The organism is Streptomyces paradoxus, from assembly GCF_014202475.1.
GTDB classification, from domain to species: Bacteria; Actinomycetota; Actinomycetes; order Streptomycetales; family Streptomycetaceae; genus Streptomyces; species Streptomyces paradoxus.
Map to the genome: position 1 here is coordinate 387,637 of NZ_JACHGV010000002.1, position 20,854 is coordinate 408,490.

At 73.0% G+C, this 20,854-nt stretch carries 19 protein-coding genes; 10 read left to right on the forward strand and 9 right to left on the reverse strand.

Annotated features, from left to right (window positions below; genetic code table 11):
• Positions 1-47: 47 nt before the first annotated feature.
• On the reverse strand, positions 48-1,325 hold the full coding sequence (locus tag HNR57_RS06715; protein ID WP_184557606.1) for a deoxyguanosinetriphosphate triphosphohydrolase: 1,278 nt from the start codon (positions 1,323-1,325) through the stop codon (positions 48-50).
• A 132-nt stretch (positions 1,326-1,457) separates the two neighbouring features.
• Positions 1,458-2,225, reverse strand: coding sequence for a sirohydrochlorin chelatase (locus tag HNR57_RS06720; protein WP_184557609.1), 768 nt, complete (start codon positions 2,223-2,225; stop codon positions 1,458-1,460).
• A gap of 215 nt (positions 2,226-2,440) precedes the next feature.
• Here HNR57_RS06720 and HNR57_RS06725 point away from each other — a divergent pair, with 215 nt between their 5' ends.
• Positions 2,441-3,139, forward strand: coding sequence for a SanA/YdcF family protein (locus HNR57_RS06725; RefSeq protein ID WP_184557613.1), 699 nt, complete (start codon positions 2,441-2,443; stop codon positions 3,137-3,139).
• 160 nt (positions 3,140-3,299) lie between these two features.
• Positions 3,300-3,608: a hypothetical protein gene (locus tag HNR57_RS06730; RefSeq protein ID WP_184557616.1), complete on the forward strand. Its 309-nt coding sequence runs from the start codon at positions 3,300-3,302 to the stop codon at positions 3,606-3,608.
• Between the two features lie 121 nt (positions 3,609-3,729).
• On the opposite strand, the gene HNR57_RS06735 is transcribed toward HNR57_RS06730, so the two are convergent.
• The 3 genes from HNR57_RS06735 to HNR57_RS06745 are packed head-to-tail and all read right to left on the reverse strand — an operon-like array spanning position 3,730 to position 7,302.
• Entirely contained in the window at positions 3,730-4,497 is a 768-nt protein-coding gene (locus HNR57_RS06735; protein ID WP_184557620.1) for an enoyl-CoA hydratase-related protein, read from the reverse strand.
• Between the two features lie 31 nt (positions 4,498-4,528).
• Entirely contained in the window at positions 4,529-5,785 is a 1,257-nt protein-coding gene (locus HNR57_RS06740) for an FNR domain-containing protein (RefSeq protein WP_184557623.1), read from the reverse strand.
• Positions 5,782-7,302, reverse strand: a complete 1,521-nt coding sequence (locus tag HNR57_RS06745; RefSeq protein ID WP_184557626.1) for an amino acid adenylation domain-containing protein — start codon at positions 7,300-7,302, stop codon at positions 5,782-5,784. Before HNR57_RS06745 ends, HNR57_RS06740 begins: the two co-directional genes overlap by 4 nt.
• Positions 7,303-7,694: 392 nt before the next feature.
• Between HNR57_RS06745 and HNR57_RS06750 the strand changes: the two genes are divergently transcribed.
• Entirely contained in the window at positions 7,695-9,830 is a 2,136-nt protein-coding gene (locus HNR57_RS06750; RefSeq protein WP_184557628.1) for a molybdopterin oxidoreductase family protein, read from the forward strand.
• Positions 9,831-9,936: 106 nt separating this feature from the next.
• Here HNR57_RS06750 and HNR57_RS06755 read toward each other — a convergent pair whose 3' ends face one another.
• Entirely contained in the window at positions 9,937-11,583 is a 1,647-nt protein-coding gene (locus HNR57_RS06755; RefSeq protein WP_184557631.1) for a M4 family metallopeptidase, read from the reverse strand.
• Between the two features lie 139 nt (positions 11,584-11,722).
• Here HNR57_RS06755 and HNR57_RS06760 point away from each other — a divergent pair, with 139 nt between their 5' ends.
• Positions 11,723-12,139: a gamma-glutamylcyclotransferase family protein gene (locus tag HNR57_RS06760; RefSeq protein WP_184557634.1), complete on the forward strand. Its 417-nt coding sequence runs from the start codon at positions 11,723-11,725 to the stop codon at positions 12,137-12,139.
• Positions 12,140-12,205: 66 nt separating this feature from the next.
• On the opposite strand, the gene HNR57_RS06765 is transcribed toward HNR57_RS06760, so the two are convergent.
• Complete coding sequence (locus HNR57_RS06765; protein ID WP_184557638.1) at positions 12,206-12,823, reverse strand: NADPH-dependent FMN reductase; 618 nt, start codon at positions 12,821-12,823, stop codon at positions 12,206-12,208.
• A 269-nt stretch (positions 12,824-13,092) separates the two neighbouring features.
• Between HNR57_RS06765 and HNR57_RS06770 the strand changes: the two genes are divergently transcribed.
• Together HNR57_RS06770 and HNR57_RS06775 are read left to right on the forward strand one after the other, a co-directional pair.
• Positions 13,093-13,614, forward strand: a complete 522-nt coding sequence (locus HNR57_RS06770) for a GVDTG sorting domain-containing protein (RefSeq protein ID WP_184557642.1) — start codon at positions 13,093-13,095, stop codon at positions 13,612-13,614.
• A gap of 108 nt (positions 13,615-13,722) precedes the next feature.
• Positions 13,723-14,382 (forward strand): class F sortase, encoded by a 660-nt coding sequence (locus HNR57_RS06775; RefSeq protein WP_184557645.1) that lies wholly within the window; start codon positions 13,723-13,725, stop codon positions 14,380-14,382.
• Here HNR57_RS06775 and HNR57_RS06780 read toward each other — a convergent pair.
• Complete coding sequence (locus tag HNR57_RS06780) at positions 14,320-14,712, reverse strand: winged helix-turn-helix transcriptional regulator (RefSeq protein WP_184557648.1); 393 nt, start codon at positions 14,710-14,712, stop codon at positions 14,320-14,322. The two genes, HNR57_RS06775 and HNR57_RS06780, sit on opposite strands and share 63 nt — an antisense overlap.
• Before the next feature lie 106 nt (positions 14,713-14,818).
• Here HNR57_RS06780 and HNR57_RS06785 point away from each other — a divergent pair, with 106 nt between their 5' ends.
• Positions 14,819-15,712 (forward strand): NAD(P)-dependent oxidoreductase, encoded by an 894-nt coding sequence (locus HNR57_RS06785; protein WP_184557650.1) that lies wholly within the window; start codon positions 14,819-14,821, stop codon positions 15,710-15,712.
• Here HNR57_RS06785 and HNR57_RS06790 read toward each other — a convergent pair.
• Positions 15,709-16,491 (reverse strand): sulfite exporter TauE/SafE family protein, encoded by a 783-nt coding sequence (locus HNR57_RS06790; protein WP_184557653.1) that lies wholly within the window; start codon positions 16,489-16,491, stop codon positions 15,709-15,711. The two genes, HNR57_RS06785 and HNR57_RS06790, sit on opposite strands and share 4 nt — an antisense overlap.
• A gap of 183 nt (positions 16,492-16,674) precedes the next feature.
• Here HNR57_RS06790 and HNR57_RS06795 point away from each other — a divergent pair, with 183 nt between their 5' ends.
• The 3 genes from HNR57_RS06795 to nirD are packed head-to-tail and all read left to right on the forward strand — an operon-like array spanning position 16,675 to position 20,854.
• A complete protein-coding gene (locus HNR57_RS06795; protein WP_184557657.1) occupies positions 16,675-17,892 on the forward strand; it encodes an NAD(P)/FAD-dependent oxidoreductase in 1,218 nt (405 codons plus the stop codon).
• Positions 17,892-20,507, forward strand: coding sequence for a nitrite reductase large subunit NirB (nirB, locus tag HNR57_RS06800; RefSeq protein ID WP_184557660.1), 2,616 nt, complete (start codon positions 17,892-17,894; stop codon positions 20,505-20,507). Before HNR57_RS06795 ends, nirB begins: the two co-directional genes overlap by 1 nt.
• The gene (gene nirD / locus HNR57_RS06805) at positions 20,504-20,854 is read left to right on the forward strand and encodes a nitrite reductase small subunit NirD (RefSeq protein WP_184557663.1); all 351 of its coding nucleotides are present in this window, start codon (positions 20,504-20,506) and stop codon (positions 20,852-20,854) included. The genes nirB and nirD overlap by 4 nt, the downstream gene beginning before the upstream one ends.

The following is a 20,854-nucleotide window of genomic DNA, read 5'->3' on the forward strand; positions in this document are numbered from 1 at the left end:
GGAGGGTCACAGGGGAGGGTGCTCGCGCCCCGCCCGTCACGTCAGTCTCATGCCTGCCCCGTCAGACGGACGTGAAGCGAACGGGCGGAGGTGTCGGTGAGGGAGGCGATCTGGTCGACGATCACCCGCTTGCGCGCCCGGTCGTCCGCCGCCTGGTCGAACAGGGCGCGGAACTGCGGGTCCAGGCCGTCCGGGGCGCGGGCGGTGAGCGCCTCGGCGAGTTCGGCGACGACGATCCGCTGGTCGGCACGCAGCCGTTCCTGCTCGGCGCGCTGCATCACGTAGAGGTCGGCGACGGCTTTGAGCACGGCGCATTCCATCCGGGTCTCGCGCGGGACGACCAGCTCGGCGGCGTAACGGGTGAGCCGTCCGGCCCCGTACGCGGTGCGGGTCGCGGTCTCGGCGGCCAGGCAGAAGCGGCCGATGAGCTGGCTGGTGGCGTCCTTGAGGCGGGCCTGGGCGACGGCCGTGCCGTCGTAGCCGTGCGGCCACCACTCCTGGGCGAGCAGCCGGTCCAGGGCCTCGGCGAGCTCGGCGGGGTCGGTGCCGGCGGGCACGTACCGGCCGCGGGCGACCTCGAAGACGTCCCGGCGTTCGGGGTCGGCCTGGAGGCAGTTCGGGTCGATGTGGCCGGCGTGCAGGCCGTCCTCCACGTCGTGCACCGAGTAGGCCACGTCGTCGGACCAGTCCATGACCTGCGCCTCGAAGCAGGTGCGGGTGCCGGGGGCGTCCTTGCGGAGCCAGTCGAAGACCGGGCGGTCGTCCTCGTAGACGCCGAACTTGTTCGAGGCCGGGTCGGTCGGGTGGGCGCCGCGGGGCCAGGGGTACTTGGTGGCGGCGTCGAGGGCGGCGCGGGTGAGGTTGAGGCCGACGGATCCCTCCGGGGTGAACCGTTTGGGCTCGATGCGGGTGAGGAGCCGGAGGGACTGGGCGTTGCCCTCGAAGCCGCCGCAGTCCGACGCGAACTCGTTGAGGGCCTGTTCGCCGTTGTGGCCGAAGGGCGGGTGTCCCAGGTCGTGGGAGAGGCAGGCGGCTTCCACGAGATCCGGGTCGCAGCCGAGGGCCGCGCCGAGTTCGCGGCCGACCTGGGCGCATTCGAGGGAGTGGGTGAGGCGGGTGCGGGGGCTGGCGTCCCAGGCGGGGCCCAGGGTGCCGGGCGTCACCACTTGGGTCTTGCCGGCCAGTCTTCTGAGGGCGGCGGAGTGGAGGACCCTTGCCCTGTCGCGTTGGAAAGCTGTGCGGCCGGGGCGTTTGTCGGGTTCCGGGGCCCAGCGGTCGACTGACGTCGGGTCGTAGGCCGGGGGGTTCTGTGCGGTGCCTGCCATGTGTCGACAGTACGGGCACGGGTGCGCAGTGCGCCGTCGCGTGTGCCGAGTCCGGTGGTGTGGCGTGTGCGGGCCGTCGTGGCTTGTCGCGCAGTTCCCCGCGCTCCTGAGGACGCGACCCCACGCCCCGTTTCAGGCCGAGGCCAGTGCAGGTTCGGCAGCCACCGTCAGCGCTTCCTCGTAGCGGTGGAGGACGAGCTGGGCCATCGAGGGGTGGGTGCCCAGGGGGGCCGCCGCTATCCAGGGGGCCTGCCGGGCGCACTCCGTGGCGAAGCGGCCCGGGGCCGTGAAGTAGGACGCGAGGGCGATGTGGCGGCGGCCCCTCGCCAGGAGGGTGCGGACCGCGGTCTGGACCGTGGGCGTGGCGGCCGAGGCGTAGGCCGGGATGACCGGGACGCCCAGTCGGGCCGCCAGGAGGTGGGCCGTGCGGGACGTGTCCGCCTTCGCGTCCGGGTCGCGGGAGCCCGCCGCGGCGAGGACGACCGCGCTGGTGCGGTGGGGGGTGCCGCCCCAGCCGGCTTCCGTGAGGCGTGCCTGGAGGGCGTCGACCAGGAGCGGGTGCGGGCCGAGGGGGGCGGCCAGGCGGGTGCGGGCCCGGGACGCCGCCGCCATCTCGGGGATGTCCCGCTTGACGTGGTAGCCGCGGCTGAGGAGGAGGGGCACGAGGACCGCCTCCGTGTCCCCGAGGGCGGCGAGCGTGTCGGGGAGCAGCGGGGCGTTGAGTTCGATGTGGCCCAGGTGCACCGGCACGTCGGGGCGCAGGGCCCGGACCCGGTCCAGGAGCGCGCTCACCGTGCTCAGCGCGCGGGGGTCGCGGCTGCCATGGGCCACGACCACGAGGGCGGGCGGGGCCGGGCGACGCGTGGCGGGCGGCGGGACGAGGCTGAGCTGACTGGGCATGCACCGATGGTCGCGGCGCCACGTTGCCTTCCCGTTGCGGGGGCGTCACGGGTGTTTTCCAGCGGTTCACGTTGCGGGACGGGGGGTGTGTGAGCCGCCTTGACCTGGGGTTTCCCTGTATCGCGTGAAGCTGGTCACGTGGCTGTGGGTGAACCGGGCGGCCCGGGAGGGCGTCCCTGACTGTCGAGGGGGCCGACCTGGGGAGGGACCGTCCGATGCGTCGAGTGACGTTCCGTGGACCGCGGCTGCCGCGTACCCGGCGCGGGCAGCGGCGGCTGGTGCAGGCGGTGATGGCCGGGTGCGTGCTCGCGCTGCTTCCGGCGACGTGGATGTACGCCGTGGCGGGTGACCGGCTGCGGACGGCGGCGGATGTGCCGCGTACCGATGTGGCCGTGGTGTTCGGCGCCGGGCTGTGGGACGGGGAGCCCTCGCCGTATCTCGCGCACCGGCTGGACGCGGCGGCGGAGCTGTACCGGGAGGGCCGGGTCGAGGTGGTGCTCGTCACCGGGGACAACAGCCGCGAGGACTACGACGAGCCGGACGCGATGCGCGGGTACCTCACGCGGCACGGGGTGCCCGACGGGCGGATCGTCAGCGACTACGCGGGGTTCGACACCTGGGACTCCTGCGTGCGCGCGAAGAAGATCTTCGGGGTGGACGAGGCGGTGCTGATCAGCCAGGGCTTCCACATCCGGCGGGCGGTGGCGCTGTGCGAGGCGGCGGGGGTGACCTCGTACGGAGTCGGGGTGGACGCCGTGCACGACGCGACCTGGTACTACGGGGGCGCCCGGGAGATCTTCGCCGCCGGGAAGGCGGCGCTGGACGCGGTGTTCCGGCCGGATCCGCAGTTCCTCGGGCCCCGGGAGCCGGGCGTGGAGAGGGCGTTGGCCAGGGCCGAAGAAACGCTCGGATGAATCCGGACGTTCTCCTCCGGCGAGTTTGACGCGGTCATTTCACCCCCGCGTATGAATTACCCCTTCGGCGCTCTCCGTGTTCACACGATCACGCTTAGTGTCTTCGCCGGGCGGCGGCGGATCGGGCCGTCCGCCGCGAAACTGGGGGAAAGGACATGCGATGACTCGACTTCGCTCCGCGTTGGTGGTGGCCGCCGCGGGTGCGCTGCTGGCGGTGCCGGCCGCCATGGGGACCGCCTCGGCGGCGCCCGTGGCGGCACCGGTGATCCAGGCTCCGGAGCCGGGCTGCGCGAAGCTCAGCGCCTATGGCCAGTGGTGGGCCGACATCCACAACGTGTGCGGGCACACCATCTCCGCCAGCGTGGAAGTCGACGGCTGGGACCCGTCGTGCATCCAGATCGGCCCCGGCGGGGTCGGCAGGATCGGCCTGGACCAGGGTGACGAGCCGTACTACGCGTACGAGTGCTGACCTTGCTGTCCGCAGGGTGACCGGGGCCGTGTCCTGACCAGGCACAGTCCCTGAACGTGTCCGGGGGTGGGGACGCGGCGCGTCGTCCCCGCCCCCGGATCCGCCGGGTCCGCCGGGTCCGTCAGCGGCCCTGGAAGCGCGGGGGGCGCTTCTCCAGGAAGGCCGTCATCCCCTCCTTCTGGTCGTCGGTGGCGAACAGGGCGTGGAAGACGCGGCGTTCGAAGCGGATACCGTCGCGCAGGCCGGTCTCCAGGGCCCGGTCGACGCACTCGCGGGCCGCCCTGACCGCCGCACGGCCGTAGGAGGCGATCGCCGCCGCCGCTTCGAGGGCCTCGGGAAGGACCCGGTCGTCCGGGACCACGCGGGAGACGAGACCGCAGCGTCCGGCCTCCCGTGCGTCCATCGTGCGGCCGGTGAGCACCAGGTCCATGGCCGTGGCCCGGCCGACGAGACGCGTCAGCCGCTGGGTGCCGCCGATGCCGGGGATCACGCCCAGCTTGATCTCGGGCTGGCCGAAGACCGCCGACTCCCCCGCGACGACCAGGTCGCACATCATCGCCAGCTCGCAACCGCCGCCCAGGGCATGGCCGTTGACGGCCGCGATCTTCGGGGTGCGGAGGTCCGCGAACTCCTCCCAGGCGGCGAAGTAGTCCTCGGCCGCCATGTCGACGGCCGTCTTCCCGGCCATCTCCTTGATGTCGGCGCCCGCGGCGAAGACCGTCTCCGAGCCGGTGACGACGAAGCAGCCGGTCTCCGGGTCCGTGTCCAGCGGGCGCAGCACGCCGAGGAGTTCGGCGAGGAGCTCACTGCTGAGCGCGTTGCGGACGTGCGGGCGGTGCAGGCGCACGGTCACCACACGGCCGTGCCGCTCGACCTTCAGATGGTTCATCCCTCTTCTCCTTTCGAGCATCGCGTGCGGGTCATGAGTCCCAGATGGCGCCGTACGCCGGGATGCCCCGCCGTTCCAGGCCGTGGACCACCTGCCAGGTCAGCTTCTTGTTGGAGATGCAGATGACCGCCTCGGCGCCGAAGTCCCGGTAGGCCTCGTGGGCGAGGCTCACCATGTCGGGCTTGCCGTGCCGGGAGGTGTCCCAGACCAGGGCGTGCGGCTGGACGGCGAGGATCTCGTCGACCAGGGCGTCGCCGTAGGTCGCGCGGGGGTCGCGGGTCGCCCAGACCAGCCGGGAGGGCACCTGGGCGGCGAGCAGATGGGGCAGGCAGGGGCCGATGCCGCTGCCGGTGGCGACGTAGACGACCTTGGTGAACAGGACCTCGATGTTGGCGACGCCGGCCGTGGTGATGCCCCTGACCCACACCTGCCGCGGGAGGTCGTCGATGAAGGAGCCGGTCCAGTCGCCGGCCCGGGAGATGGTCAGGCGGAAGCCCGGCTCGCCGGGGGCGGGGACGTTGGCGAAGGAGTGCCATTCCTTCAGCGGGCTGCGGCTGATCGCGGTGGAGGAGCCCGCGAAGGGGGTCTCGCCGTGGTCGAAGCGGGCCAGCACCACGTGGGAGGAGGGGCGTTCGAGGCGGACGTCCACCTTGCGCAGCCGCAGCCAGGGCAGGGCGACGCTGAAGGTGACCACCGCGAGGACGCCGACCTCCCAGGGGCCGGGCGACGACAGCAGCGTGTGCGTCCAGAACAGGGCCAGGGCCGCCCAGCCGCCGAAGCGGTGGATCCTCTCGAAGTGGTCGTGGTGGCGGGAGCGGAACGGGGGCAGGGCGGTGGCGATGACCAGCGCGAGGAGGGCGATCAGGGTCCAGCCGACGGCCCTGAGGGGGCCGCTCGGCGTCGTGATCGTCAGGGCCAGGAACCAGGCCGTGCCCGCCAGTGCCCCGCCGATGTGCAGGCCGCCGAAGTGGTAGACCTTGCCGAGCGTCCAGCGGACCCGCAGCGGCCAGCTGGTCGGCGCCGAAGTCGCCAGGCGGAACAGCAGGTTGATGACGTACTGCTGGCGGACGGCGACGGCGAGGGCGAGGTTGGCGAGGGCCGCGTGCCCGAGGGTGGCGTCATCCAGGGGCCGAGCGGCCCACGCGATGGCCGCGTTGGCGAGGAGCACCAGGGCCGCGAGCCGGTTGTAGTGCATCAGGCGGGGGTGCTTGAGCAGGCGGCGGGGGGCGGGCAGGAGCGGCGGGAGCCCGCCGGTGGCCTGGTGGTCGCGGGGCGGGGACGTGGTCACCGGGCCACCGCCACGCGCTCCTCGATCATGTGCAGCAGGGCCTGTTTGTCGACCTTGCCGCGGTCGGTCTCGGGGAGGAACGCGAGCGGCAGGATCCGCTCGGGGACGCAGTAGTAGGGCAGGGCGTCCGCGACCGCGCGGCGCGCCGCGTCCGGGTCGACGTCCGCCGGGCAGACGAAGGAGACCAGGGTGCGGGCGTCGCGTTTCAGGGTGACGGCCCGGGTGCAGCCCGCGGCCGATTCCAGGACCGAGGAGACGGAGTCCAGTTCGACACGGAAGCCGCGCACCTTGACCTGGTCGTCGGTGCGTCCGAGGTGCTCCAGCTCGCCCTCGGGGGTCCAGCGGCCGAGGTCGCGGGTGCGGAACATGCGCCGGCCGCCGCCGAGGAACGGGTCTGGCGCGTAGCGCTCGGCGTTGAGGGAGTCGTCGCCGAGGTAGCCGGCGGAGACGCAGTCGCCGCCGGCCCACATCTCGCCCACCTCGCCGACCGGCAGGGGGCGGCGGTCCGCGTCGAGCACGTACACCGTGTTGTTGGGGGTGGGGCGGCCGATGGTGAGCAGCGGGGCGGACGGGTCGTGGCGGCTCATGGTGTTGACGATCGTCGTCTCCGTGGGGCCGCAGCAGTTGAAGAAGGCGGCCTGCCGGGCCCACCGGTCGGCCAGCGGGCGCGGGCAGGGCTCCCCCGCGACGGCGACCGTGCGCACCCGGGGGCAGGCGGCCGGGTCGAGGCCGGACAGCACGGTCGGGGTCGCGATCAGCACGTCGGCGGTGCGGGCCGCCGCGGCGAGGTCCTTGCCGCGGATGACGAGGGTGCCGCCCTGGGCGAGGCAGCCGAGGATCTCCCAGGCGGCCATGTCGAAGGCGATGTTGAGGAGCTGGGCGACCCGGTCGCCGGGCCGGACGCCGAGCCCGCCCGGGGCGGTGAGCAGGAGGTTGGCGACGTTGCGGTGGGTGACCTTCACGCCGTTGGGGCGGCCGGTGGTGCCGGAAGTGAACAGCACGTAGCAGCCGTCGTCGCCGCTGACGCGGACGCGCGGGGCCGGGGCGGGCGGCAGCGGCTCGTCGAGCGGGAGCAGCAGGTGGCCGTCGGGCAGGGGCACGCGGTGGGCGTGCTCGGCGGCCGTGAGGACGACCCGGGTGCGGGCGGTGCGGATGACGTGGGTGAGCTGGGCCGGGGGTGCGAGGCCGATGTCCTGCGGGACGTAGGCGGCGCCGGCCTTCAGGATGCCGAGCAGGCCGACCAGCATCGGGATGGACCGGCGGACGAAGAGGCCGACGTGGTCGCCGGGGCGCACGCCCTCGTCGGCCAGGCGGGCGGCGAGGGAGCCGGCGTACCGGTCGAGCTCGCCGTAGGTGATGCGGGCGCCCTGGTGTTCGGCGGCCACGGCGTGCGGGGTGGCCCGGGCGTGCCGGGCGACGGCGTGGTGCAGGAGCGGGTCGGGGACGGGGACGGTGGGGCCTCGGCCGTACTGCCGGAAGAGCTGCTGGTCGTGGGGGGTCAAGTGGCGCAGAGGCATGATCGGGTGGCCTCCTGGCTGTTTCGAGGTCGGATTTGCCACCTGCGGTCCAGCCGCGGGTGGATGCAGCCGTGAGTGGCGGGCATGCCCGGGTCGAACGCCGTGCGGAGTCGTGCGAGCGCTGCGCGTAGCGAGAGCGTAGTGCGGCTGATTCAACTCTCAACGAGGTCGGATCGGCCAAGAAAGGGAAGCAATGAGCCACATGTGGCGTCCTTCGTCCCACGGGCAACGTCCGTGGCGGTCGGCGACGACCTGAAGGAGGGCGGGCCTGTGCCTCACCAGGCGACGGGCCCCCGCCTCACGCGGGCGGGGCGGTGGCGGGGAGGTTGCCGTCCCGGCCGCGTAACAGGGAACCGTCCCGGGCGTAACACGGCCGACGCACGCTGAACGGTATGCAGAGCACCGTGACGCCCACGCACTGCCCGTACTGCGCCCTGCAGTGCGGGATGAACCTGACGCCCGCGCCGGACGGGACCGTCGAGGTGAGCGAGCGCACGGACTTCCCGGTCAACCGGGGCGCGCTGTGCGGCAAGGGCCGCACGGCCGCGGCGGTGCTCGCGCCCGGCGTGCGCCTGACCTCCCCGTTGGTGCGCGACGAGGGCGGCGCGCTGGTGCCCGCCTCCTGGGACGAGGCACTGGACCGGATCGCCGCGGGGCTGGGCCGCACGCGCGCGGAGCACGGGCCCGACGCGGTCGGGGTGTTCGGCGGGGGCGGGCTGACGAACGAGAAGGCGTACACCCTCGGCAAGTTCGCGCGGGTCGTGCTCGGCACCTCGCAGATCGACTACAACGGGCGTTTCTGCATGTCGTCGGCGGCGGCCGCCGGCATCAAGGCGTTCGGGCTCGACCGCGGGCTGCCCTTCCCGCTGGAGGACATCCCGAAGTCCGGCTGCGTGATCCTCGTCGGGTCGAACCTCGCGGAGACCATGCCGCCGTCGCTGCGGTTCTTCACCGAGCTGAAGGAGAACGGCGGCACGCTGATCGTCATCGACCCGCGCCGCACGAAGACGGCCGAGCAGGCGGACCTGCACCTGGCGCCCCGGCCGGGCACGGACCTGGCGCTCGCCCTCGGCCTGCTGCACCTGGTCATCGCCGAGGGACGGGTGGACGAGGAGTACGTCCGGGAGCGCACGGCCGGGTGGGAGGACGCCCGGGCGGCGGCGATGGCGCACTGGCCGGAGTACGTGGAGCGGATCACGGGGGTGTCCGTTCCTCAACTCCGGGAGACCGTACGGCTGTTCTGCGAGCCGGAGTCGGCGATGGTGCTCACCGCCCGAGGGCCCGAGCAGCAGTCCAAGGGCACCGACACCGTGGGCGCGTGGATCAACCTGTGCCTCGCGACCGGCCGGGCCGGCCGCCCGCTGTCCGGGTACGGCTGTCTGACCGGGCAGGGCAACGGGCAGGGCGGGCGTGAACACGGGCAGAAGGCCGACCAGTTGCCGGGCTACCGCAAGCTCGACGACCCGGCCGCGCGGGCCCATGTCGCCGGCGTGTGGGGAGTGGACCCGGACAGCCTGCCCGGCCCGGGGCGCAGTGCGTACGAGCTGCTGGACGCGCTGGGCACCGACATCAGGTCGCTGCTGCTGATGGCGTCCAACCCGGTGGTGTCGGCGCCGCGTGCCGCGCACATCGAGGAGCGCATCAGGTCGCTGGACTTCCTGGCGGTCTGCGACGTGGTGCTGTCGGAGACGGCGGTGCTCGCGGACGTGGTCCTGCCGGTCACCCAGTGGGCCGAGGAGACGGGCACGACGACGAACCTGGAGGGCAGGGTCCTGCTGCGGCGCCGGGCGATCAGCCCGCCCGAGGGCATCCGCAGCGACCTGGAGGTGCTGCACGAACTCGCCGCCCGGCTGGGCGTGGAGAAGGGCTTCCCGACCGACCCGGAGGAGGTCTTCGAGGAACTGCGCCGGGCGTCGGCGGGCGGGGCGGCGGACTACTCGGGGATCACGTACCGGAGGCTGGCGGAGGAGAACGGGGTGTTCTGGCCCTGTCCGGCGGAGGCGGAGGTGGAGACGCCCGGCGAGGACGCGGGCGCCCGTCCCGGCGGGGAGGCACCGGCCGTGCACCCGGGCACGCCCCGTCTCTTCCTCGACCGTTTCGCCACTCCGGACGGCCGGGCCCGGTTCGTCCCCGTCTCGCACCGGGCGACCGCCGAGGAGCCCGACGAGGAGTACCCCGTGCTGCTCACCACGGGGCGGGTCGTGGCGCAGTACCAGTCCGGGGCGCAGACCCGGCGCGTGGCGGAGCTGAACTCCGCCGCCCCGGGGCCGTTCGTGGAACTGCACCCGAGGCTGGCGGCCCGGCTGGGAGCGGCCGAGGGGGATCCGGTGGCCGTCGTGTCGCGGCGGGGCCGGGCCGTGGCGCCCGCGAGGATCACGAACGCCATCCGGCCCGACACGGTCTTCATGCCCTTCCACTGGCCGGGCGAGGGCCGCGCCAACACCCTCACCAACCCCGCGCTCGACCCGACCTCCCGGATGCCGGAGTTCAAGGCGTGCGCGGTGCGGCTGGAGACCGTCGAGCGGTAGGGGGCTTCTGATGGATCTCCGTGGAGGAAGGAGCGGCGTGCGGTGCGTGCTCTCGGCGTGCCGGGGGTCGGGACGCCGCGGAGATCCGTCAGAAGCCCCCTAGGGGTCAGCTCACCGCGACGGCCTTCCAGGCCGCCGCCACCGCCTTCTGCTCGGTGCTGTCGGCGCCGTAGAGGTCCCTGGCCGCGCTCAGGGTCGCCGTGCGGGCGTCCGCGTAGGTGGTCGAGGACGTCATGTAGACCGTCAGCGCGCGGTACCAGATCTTGCCCAGCTTGGCCCGGCCGATGCCGGTCACCGTGGAGCCGTCGCAGGTCGGGGAGTTGTAGGCGACGCCGTTGAGGGTCTTGCTGCCGCTGCCCTCCGCGAGCAGGTAGGCGAAGTGGTTGCCGACGCCCGAGGAGTAGTGCACGTCGAGGTCGCCGAGCTTCGCGTTCCAGCAGTCCGCCGACTTGCCGTCCTTGGAGGGCTTGTCCATGAAGCGCAGGGCCTCGCGGCCGAGGCCGGAGCGGACGACCTTCTCGCCGATGAGCCAGTCGCCCAGGTCCTCGGCGTTGGCCGCGTGGAACTCCACCAGCGTGCCGAAGATGTCCGAGGTGGCCTCGTTCAGGCCGCCGGACTCGCCCGAGTACCTCAGCGCCGCCGTCTTGGACGTCACGCCGTGGGACATCTCGTGCCCGGCGACATCCAGCGACACCAGCGGGCCCATCAGCTTGCCGTCGCCGTCGCCGTACGTCATGCAGAAGCAGTTGTCGTCCCAGAAGGCGTTGTTGTAGTCCTTGCCGTAGTGGACGCGGTTGAAGGAGCCCTTGCCGTCGCCCGCGATGCCGGCGCGGCCGTGGACCTTCTTGTAGTAGTCCCAGGTGACGTCGGTGCCGTACTGGGCGTCGACCGCGACCGTGGACCGGTCGGCGGCCGTCCCCGTGCCCCAGTGGTTGTCGGCGTCGGTGAAGAGTGTCGCGGGGGCTCTGGTCAGGCAGATGGTCAGCAGGCACTGGTCCGTCTTGTTCTCGGCGTCGCCGGTGTAGGTGCCGCCGCGGGTCGCGTCTTTCAGCTGGTACGACGAGCCGGACGCCGTCGTCTCCAGCGGGACCGTGCCGCCGTAGAGGGACTTGCCGTCGCCCGACGCCGACTCCAGGGAGTCCCAGGCGTCGATCCGGGCGCCGGTCGTCGCGTCGGTCAGCACCGTGCGCCCGACCGGGTTGCCGCGTTCGTCGTGCGCCACCGCGTCGGTCTGCCAGGCCAGCTTCGGGGTGCCGTGCAGGGTGTCGACGACCAGCCGCGGCTTGGCGGTCAGCTTCTTCAGGGTCTCGCCGAGGTGCGCGGCGCGCAGCAGGTTCGCCGCGAGGTCGGCGGCCCTGGGCGCGGTCACCTTCGGGGTGACGCTCGCCAGGGAGAGCGCGGACGTCGTCGCGCGGCTCGTACCGCGGTAGGTGCCGTCCGGGTTCAGGTGGAGCACGAAGTCTCCGCCCAGGACCGGGAGCCGGTGGTAGGTGCGGTCGTAGCGGACGTGCCGGGTGCCGTCCTCGTCGACGACGACGTCCCGGACCTCCGTCTTCTGGGCCGGGGTGAGCCCCAGGGCGGCGGCCCGGTCCGCGAGCACCGCCTCCGCCTCCGCGATCGCGCCGGACCTGGTCGGCCGGTCCGCCGCGCCGGCGGCCGGGGAGAGGACGGCGGCCAGCAGGGCGGTGGTGCCGGTGAGGGCCACACCGGCGAGGGCGAGACGGGAACCGCGGACATGACGTATCCGACTCATCGGTCTCCTCATACGGGCGCACCCGGTCGCGTGGGGTCGACCGGGGGCGGCGTTGATGTTGACCGCGAGTTAAGGCGGCCCGGACATGGCATGTCCATAGCGCCGTTGTGCAGGTGTGTGAGGGTGCAGAATCGTTCCTGTGACCCTCCCCTTCTTCGTCTACGGCACCCTCCGCCCCGGGGAGGTCAACCACGACCTCTTCCTGCGCGGCCGCACCCGCTCCGAGGAACCGGGCAGGCTCGCGGACGCGGTGCTCTACGCCGGGCCGGGCTACCCCTACGCGGTCGAGGAGCCGGGCGGCGGCGTGGTCCGCGGGGAACTGGTGACCGCACTGCCGGAGGCGTACGCGGGGCTGCTCGCCGAGCTGGACCGGCTGGAGGAGTACGCGCCGGGGGATCCGCGCAGTCTGTACGAACGCGTCGAGCGGAAGGTCGTCCGGGAGGCGGACGGGGTGGCCGTCCGGGCCTGGGTGTACGTGGCCGCACCCGCCGTCGCCGCGCGGCTGAGGGCCCGGGGGCGGGCGATCGGGAGCGGGAACTGGCGGGGGCGGGTGTGAGGGACCGGCGGTGAACGGGCCCGCGCGAACGGGCCCGCGTGAGGATCGTGTACGGCGGGTGCCGGCTCAGCCCCCGTACGGCCGCTTCGCCCTGGCCTCCCGCAACGCGTGGCCCCACCACACCAGTTGGTCCAGCATGGTCTTCGCAGCCGCGTCCGGGCCGGACGGGTCGCGCAGGGCACCCCGGTCGTCGAAGGAGGCACCGGCGTTGTGGAACGAGACGGTGTCGCGGACCGTCACGGCGTGGAGCTCCGCGAAGACCTGACGCAGGTGCTCCGCGGCGCGCAGGCCACCGGCCAGGCCGCCGTAGGAGACGAGTCCGACGGGCTTGGCCTGCCACTCGGTGAAGTGCCAGTCGACGAGGTTCTTCAGACCCGCCGGGAAGGAGTGGTTGTACTCGGGGGTGAGGACCACGAACGCGTCCGCGCGGGCCAGCTTCGGGGTGATGCCGGACAGCGCGGCGGTCGCCTCCGGCGTCGGTTCGAGGGACATGGGCAGCGCGGCCTCGGCGACGTCCACGACCTCGGCGACCAGGTCGTCCCGGTCCCGGATGCGGCCGAGGAGCCAGTCGGCGACGACGGGGCCGAAGCGGCCGTGCCGGTTGCTGCCCACGACGAGGGTCAGCCGGAGCGGGTCGGCGGCGGTCTGCGGCGGGGCGGCTGGATCGGTAGCGGTTGTCTTCATGCGGCACAGCCTCGTACCTCAACCAACCTTGAGGTCAAGTGCCGGCCGCGCCCACCCGGGTCACCCGTTCACACCCGCGCCCCGCGCTTTTCCGCACCTCACCCACCGAAACGCCCGTGACCTGCCGAAACGGCCGTCCAAGGCGGCCGGTTCAGCCCTGTCTGACACCCGTTCACCCCAATTCTGACGCCCCTTCAGCAAGCGCGGACGTCCCGCTGCCCGTTTCCTCGGAAGGGCAGGCGCAGACCGAACCGCTCGAAGGAGCACCGATGCGACGCACCGCCCCGCCGCTGACCGGTACCGCGCTCGCCGTCGCCGTCGCGGCCCTCGCCGCCGCCCCCGCGTACGGCGCGTCCGCCGGTGGCCTGGAGATGTCCCCGGCCTCGGTCGTGCCGGGCGGTCACGTCACGGTACGCACGGCGGCCTGCGGCGACGGCGGCTCGGCGACGGGTGACGCCGGAGCGGTCGGGGCGGGTTCGATCGGCCTGGCGCCGGACGCGCACGGGCCGGAGGCGACCGGACGGTTCCGGGTGCCGCCGAGCGCGCAGCCGGGAACGTACGAGATCACCGCGACCTGCACCGGCAGCGGCCGGCGGATCACCGGGGACCTGGTGGTCACGCTGACGCCGGTGCGCGAGCAGGTCCATCCCCGGGGAAGTGTGAAGACGGGGGTCGGCGGCGCTCTGGGCCCCGATCCCGTGCAGACCGCGGCCGGTGTGGCGGCCCTCGCCGTCGCCGCCGCGGGCGGTACCTGGCTCCTGCATCGCCGGGCGAGAGGCGACGGGATCTGACGGACACCCTCCGCTGTCCGTCGCCGGTACCGCGTGTCCCCTCCCCTCCGGGTCCGACGCCCCTCGCGGCCCGGAGGGGGCACGGGGCCGGATCAGAAAGGGGTGGGTATGCGCGGGTTCCCCAGGTTCGGCAGCGGCGTCCGCGATCCCGCGAACGCGGCCATGGCCGCCGTCACGGTCTTCGCCCTGTGCTCCGGGGTGTGGCTGCTGCGCGACGGCGCCGAAACACACGCCCCGCCGCAGCCGTCCGCCGCACAGGCCCGGGCCGGGCTGGACGGCCGGGCCGGTGAGCGGCCCGCCGCGCCCGCGCTGCCGCCCGCACCGCCCGACCGGATCCGCATCCCCGCGATCGGGGTGAACGCGCCGCTGACCGGGCTCGGCCTGACGAAGACCGGCAGCCTCGACGTGCCGCCCGCCGCGGAGAAGAACCTCGCCGGGTGGTACGAGGCCGGCACGACCCCCGGGGAGCGGGGCACGGCGATCGTCGCCGGCCACGTCGACAACGCCGACGGCCCCGCCGTGTTCTACGACCTCGGCGCCCTGGCCAGGGGCAGCACGATCGAGGTGGACCGGCGGGACGGCGGCGTCGCGGTGTTCACCGTGGACGCCGTCGAGGTCCACGCCGCGAAGGACTTCCCCGACGAGAGGGTCTACGGCGCGGCCGACCGCCCCGAGTTGCGGGTCATCACCTGCGGCGGCACCTACTCACGCGGCACCGGTTACCAGGGGAACGTCGTCGTCTTCGCGCATCTGACCGGGAGCCGGTGACAGGCCCAGGACGTTGGCCTTCCCCCAGGCGCCCAGCGGCTCCAGTGCCTCGTTCAGGGACACGCCCCGGGGCGTCAGCGAGTACTCCACGCGCGGCGGCACCTCGTCGTAGGCCTCGCGGTGCACCAGGCCGTCGGCCTCCATCTCCTTGAGGTGCGAGGCGAGCACCTTCTCGGTGACGCCCGGCAGCTCCCGGCGCAGCTCGCCGAAGCGGCAGGGCCGCTCGTTCAGCGCCCAGAGGATCAGCACCTTCCACTTGCCGCCGATCAGGTCCATCGCCGCGTCGATGCCGCAGACGTACGCACCCGGCCGCCGTCCCGTCGTCCCCATGCCCGGTCCCCTCCGCCTTCGCTGCCTGGACTCTTCCCCCGGGGTAACCACCCACTCCGAAGTACGTACTTGAGCAGGCCCTTCCCCTGCGGCGAGCCTAAACGCCATGACCGACAACGCAGTTGTTCCCCGTACTTCTCTCACTCTGCTCGGCACCGGTGCCATGGGCACCGCCCTGGCCCGGGCCTGGCTCGCCGCCGGGCACGAGGTGACCGTCTGGAACCGTACGCCCGCCCGTGCTCAGGCCCTCGCCGCCGAGGGCGCCGTCGTCGCCCCGAGCGCCGCCGAGGCCGTGGCCACGAACCGGCTCGTGATCGTCTGCCTGCTCGACGACGCCTCCGTGGGCGACGCCCTGGACGGGGCCGGTCTCGCGGGGCGGGACCTGGTGAACCTGACGACCGGCACCCCGGGCGAGGGCCGGACGCGTGCCGCCTGGGCCGAGGCGCGCGGCGCCCGGTTCCTGGACGGCGGGATCATGGCCGTACCGCCGATGATCGGGGTCGCGGACTCCGGCGGTTACGTCTTCTACAGCGGCTCACCGGAGCTGTTCGAGGAGCACCGCGACACCCTCGCGATCCCGGCCGGCACCCGCTACGTCGGAGCCGACCCGGGCTTCGCCGCGCTGCACGACGTGGCCCTGCTGAGCGCGATGAGCGGCATGTTCGCGGGCCTCACCCACGCCTTCGCGCTGATCCGCCCGGAGGACATCTCGCCGAAGGACTTCGCACCGCTGCTCGCCGACTGGCTGACCGCGATGGCCCCGGCCGTGCACCAGACGGCCGACCAGCTGGAGAGCGGCGACTACACCCGCAATGTCGTCTCCAACCTGGCGATGCAGGCGGCGGGCAACGCCACCCTGCTGCGCACCGCCGAGGAGCAGCGGGTCAGCCCGGAGCTGCTGACGCCGTACATGGAGCTGATGGAGCGCAGGCTCGCGCAGGGCCACGGGGACGAGGACGGCACGGGGATGGTCGAACTGCTGGACCTGCGGGCGGACTAGGCGATCCACTGCTCGTACGCCAGATTCCCCACCAGCGCGAACACCACCGTCAGCAGCACGATCCGGACGAAGCCGCTGCCCTTCTTCAGGGCGGTGTGGGCGCCGAGGGTGCCGCCCGCCAGGTTGAAGACGGCCATCAGGGCGGCCAGCTGCCACAGGACCGCGCCCTGCCAGGCGAAGGTCGCCAGGGCACCCGCGTTGGTGCAGCAGTTGACGATCTTGGCGGTGGCGGAGGCCGTGACGAGGTCGAGGTGGAGGATCGCGGTGAGCGCGAGGACCAGGAACGTGCCGGTGCCGGGGCCGATGAGGCCGTCGTAGAAGCCGATGCCGAGGCCGGCCAGGCCGATCGCCGCGAGGATTCGGCGGCGGGTGGCCGGGCCGGTCGCGGGGGCCGTGCCGAAGGCCGGGCGCAGGATCACGAAGGCGGCGACCCCGAGCAGCACCACCATGATGACCGGCTTGAGGACCTCGGTGCTCATCCCGGCCGCGAAGAAGGCCCCGGCGGAGGAACCGGCGAGGGCGGCCAGCCCGATACGGACGGCGGTACGGACGTCCACGGGAGCCTTGCGGGCGTACGTCACGGCCGCGCCCGTGGTGCCGACGATGGCGACGGCCTTGTTGGTGCCCAGCGCGTGCGCTGCCGGTGTATTCGCCGGCAGTCCCAGCAGCAGCACCGGCAGCAGCAGGAGGCCGCCCCCGCCGACCACGGCGTCGATCCAGCCGGCGGCGAGGGCCGCGACGCAGAGCAGGACGATCATGGTCAGCGATATGTCGGGCATGATCGCGACCCTATGCGAGGGCGGTGCGCCACCGGGGCGACGGCGGTGCGACGCCCCTCACAGCCGCCGTCGCCGCACGTCAGGAACCCTCACACCCACCACCCCCGCCCGCTGAGGGCAGCGTTCCCCGCGGGAAACAGAGGTGATGCTGCCGGGTAACACCGGCACCGCACGCTCGAGTACATGACCTCGAATGAGCGTGTGGTGGTGATCGGCACCGGCCTGGCGGGCGTACGGCTCGCCCGGCGGCTCGGTGAGCTCGGCACGCCCGCGCTGCTGATCGGCGAAGAGGAGCACCGGCCGTACAACCGGGTGCTGCTCGCCGAGGTGCTGGCCGGACGGTACAGCCCCGAGGTGATCGCACTGCCGGCGCCCGCGCGGGTCAGGCGCGGCCGGATCACCGGGATCGACCGCGAGGGGCGGACCGTCACCTGTGCGGACGGGTCCGTGATCGCATACGACCGGCTCGTCCTCGCCACCGGCTCCAACCCGGTGCTGCCGCCGCTGCGCGGCCTGTTCACCGAGAACCACGAACTGCCCGAGGGCATCCACGCGTTCCGCACCATGGACGACTGCCTGGGCCTGTCCAAGGCGGTCCGCCCGGGCGCGAAGGCGGTCGTCATCGGCGGCGGGCTCCTCGGGGTCTCCGCCGCCCGGGCCCTCGCCCGGCGCGGCGCCCAGGTCGTGCTCGCCCAGCAGTCCGAGCGGCTGATGGAGCGCCAGCTCGACCCGGCCGCCTCCCAGCTCGTCAAGCGGCACCTGACCGACCTGGGCGTGGAGGTGCACACCGAGTGCCGCGTCCGGGACGTGCGCTGTGTCGGCGGTGCCGTCCGCTCCGTGGAGATGGCCGACGGATACGCGCTCGACGCCGATCTGGTGGTCATCGCCTGCGGTGTGCACCCGCGGGTGGGCCTCGCCCAGACGGCCGGCCTCGACGTCCGCAAGGGCGTCGTCGTCGACGACGAACTGCGCACCTCCGACCCCTACATCCACGCGATCGGCGACTGCGCCCAGCACGACGGCGTCCTGTACGGACTCGCCACTCCCGCGCTCGAACAGGCCGACGCGCTCGCGGAACTGCTCGCCGGTGACGCGAACGCCCGCTACACCGGCACCCGCTCCCTGACCCGGCTCACGCTGAACGGGCACGACAGCCCCTTCGACCTCGCCGCGTTCGGCGAGACCGAGGCGCTCCCGGGCGACGACGTCGTCCAGCTCACCGACGCCACCCGCGGCACCTACCGCAAGGTCGTCGTCCGCGACGACCGCCTGGTCGGCGGGGTCCTCGTCGGCGAACTCGGCACCGTCGGCGCGCTCGCCCGCGCCTGGGAGGGAGCAGAGCCGCTCCCCTCCGACGGCGGCCCGCTGCTCCACCTGCTCACCAACGATGGAGGCTCCTGATGACCGCCACCCCGGAGGCCACGGAGGCCACCCCCACGATCGTGCTCGTCGGCCACGGCATGGTCGGCCAGCGCTTCCTCGAAGCGCTCGCCGAGCGCGGCCTGACCGCCACGCACCGCGTGGTCGTCCTGTGCGAGGAGCCGCGCCCGGCCTACGACCGCGTGGCGCTCACGTCGTACTTCTCGGGCAAGACCCCCGAGGACCTGTCCATGACGGACATGGAGTTCATCGCGACGCACGGCATCGAGCTGTACGTCGGTGACCCGGCGACCGCCGTCGACCGCGAGGCCCGCAAGGTCACCGCCCGGTCCGGTGAGGTCTTCGACTACGACGTCCTCGTCCTCGCCACCGGCTCCTACCCCTTCGTCCCCCCGGTCCCGGGCAAGGACGCCGAGGGCTGTTTCGTCTACCGCACCATCGAGGACCTGCTCGCGATCGAGGAGTACGCGAAGAACAAGGCCCGGGTGGGTGCCGTGGTCGGCGGCGGTCTGCTCGGACTGGAGGCGGCCGGCGCCCTCAAGGGGCTCGGACTCACCTCCCACATCGTGGAGTTCGCGCCCCGGCTGATGCCCGTCCAGGTGGACGACGGCGGCGGCGCGGCGCTGCTGCGCACCATCGAGGAGATGGGCCTGACCGTCCACACGGGCGTGGGCACGCAGGAGATCCTGGTCGACGCCGAGGGCGCCGTCACCGGCATGAAGCTCTCCGATGGCTCCGAACTCGCCGCCGACATGGTGGTGTTCTCCGCCGGTGTGCGCCCCCGCGACCAGCTGGCCCGCGACTGCGGCCTGACGGTCGGCGAGCGCGGCGGCATCACGGTCGACGAGCAGTGCCGTACGGTCGCCGACCCGCACGTCTTCGCGATCGGCGAGTGCGCGCTGGCCGCCGACGGCCGGGTGTACGGCCTGGTGGCGCCGGGTTACGAGCAGGCCGAGACGGCGGCGGCCACGATCGCCTCGGACGAGGCGTCCTTCACCGGTGCCGACCTGTCCACCAAGCTGAAGCTGCTCGGCGTGGACGTGGCGTCCTTCGGCGACGCGCACGGCACCGCCGAGGACTGCCTGGACGTCGTCTACTCCGACTCCCGCGCGGGCCTGTACAAGAAGCTGGTCATCGGCCGTGACGGCACGCTGCTCGGCGGCATCCTGGTCGGCGACGCGGAGGCGTACGGCACGCTGAAGGCGTTCACCGGCTCGGTCCCGCCGGTCTCGCCCGAGTCGCTGGTACTGCCCGCCGGTGCCGGGGCACCCGCCCAGCTCGGCCCGGCCGCGCTGCCGGACGACGCGATCATCTGCTCCTGCAACAACGTCCGCAAGGGCACGATCCGCGAGGCGGTCACCGAGCACAATTGCACCACCGTGCCCGAGGTGAAGAAGTGCACCAAGGCCGGTACGACCTGCGGCAGTTGCGTCAAGGTCCTCGGCCAGCTGGTCACCGCCGAGCTGGAGGCGAGCGGCGTCGAGGTCGACAAGGGCCTGTGCGGCTGCTTCGCGCAGACCCGCGAGGAGCTGTACGAGATCGTCCTCGCGCTGCGCATCACCACCTTCCAGGACCTGCTGGACCGGCACGGCCGCGAAGGTGCCCGGGGCGGTGACGGCTGCGAGGTCTGCAAGCCTGCCGTCGGCTCGATCATCGCCTCCCTCGCTCCGACGATCGGCGCGAGCGGCTACGTCCTGGACGGCGAGCAGGCGGCGCTGCAGGACACCAACGACCACTTCCTGGCCAACCTGCAGAAGAACGGCTCGTACTCGGTCGTGCCGCGGATCCCCGGCGGCGAGATCGCCCCGGAGAAGCTGATCGTAATCGGCGAGATCGCCCGCGACTTCGGCCTCTACACGAAGATCACCGGCGGCCAGCGGATCGACATGTTCGGTGCGCGCGTCGAGCAGCTGCCCGTGATCTGGGCCCGGCTGGTCGACGCCGGCTTCGAGTCCGGCCACGCCTACGGCAAGTCGCTGCGCACGGTGAAGTCCTGCGTCGGGCAGACCTGGTGCCGCTACGGCGTCCAGGACTCCGTACGGATGGCGATCGACCTGGAGCTGCGCTACCGGGGGCTCAGGTCGCCGCACAAGCTGAAGTCGGCGGTCTCCGGCTGCCAGCGCGAGTGTGCCGAGGCCCAGTCGAAGGACTTCGGCGTGATCGCCACAGCCAACGGCTGGAACCTGTACGTCGGCGGCAACGGCGGCGCGACCCCGCGCCACGCGGACCTGCTCGCGCAGGACCTGTCGGACGCCGAACTGGTCCGCCTGATCGACCGGTTCCTGATGTTCTACATCCGTACGGCCGACCGCCTGGAGCGGACCTCGACCTGGCTGGAGCGGATCCCGGGCGGCCTCGACCACGTGCGGGACGTCGTCGTGCACGACTCGCTCGGCATCTGCGACGAGCTGGAGCAGCTGATGCGGACGCATGTCGCGCACTACCGCGACGAGTGGGCCGAGACCATCAACGACCCCGAGAAGCTCGCCCGGTTCGTGTCCTTCGTGAACGCCCCGGACACCCCGGACCCGGTCGTCGCCTTCGTGCCCGAGCGCGACCAGATGAAGCCCGACCTGCCGCTGCTGTCCATCGGCATGCGACCCGCCGACGTACTGGAAGGAAGCGCCCAGCGATGACCCTGGCACTGGAGACCACCGACCTCAAGGTCGAACTCGCCCTGGAAGACGACTGGTTCACGGTCTGCGACCTGAGCACGCTGCTCCCGGGCCGCGGGGTGGCCGCACTGCTGCCGGACGGCAGGCAGGCCGCGATCTTCCGCGACCGCTCCGGCGAGCTGTTCGCCATCGACAACCGCGACCCCTTCACCGGTGCGGCGGTCCTCTCCCGCGGCCTGACGGGCACGCACCAGGGCCGCCCGTTCGTCGCCTCGCCCCTGCTGAAGCAGCGCTTCGACCTGGCGTCCGGGCAGTGCCTGGACGACGAGACGGTACGGGTGACGGCTTACAAGGTGCGGACCTCGTAG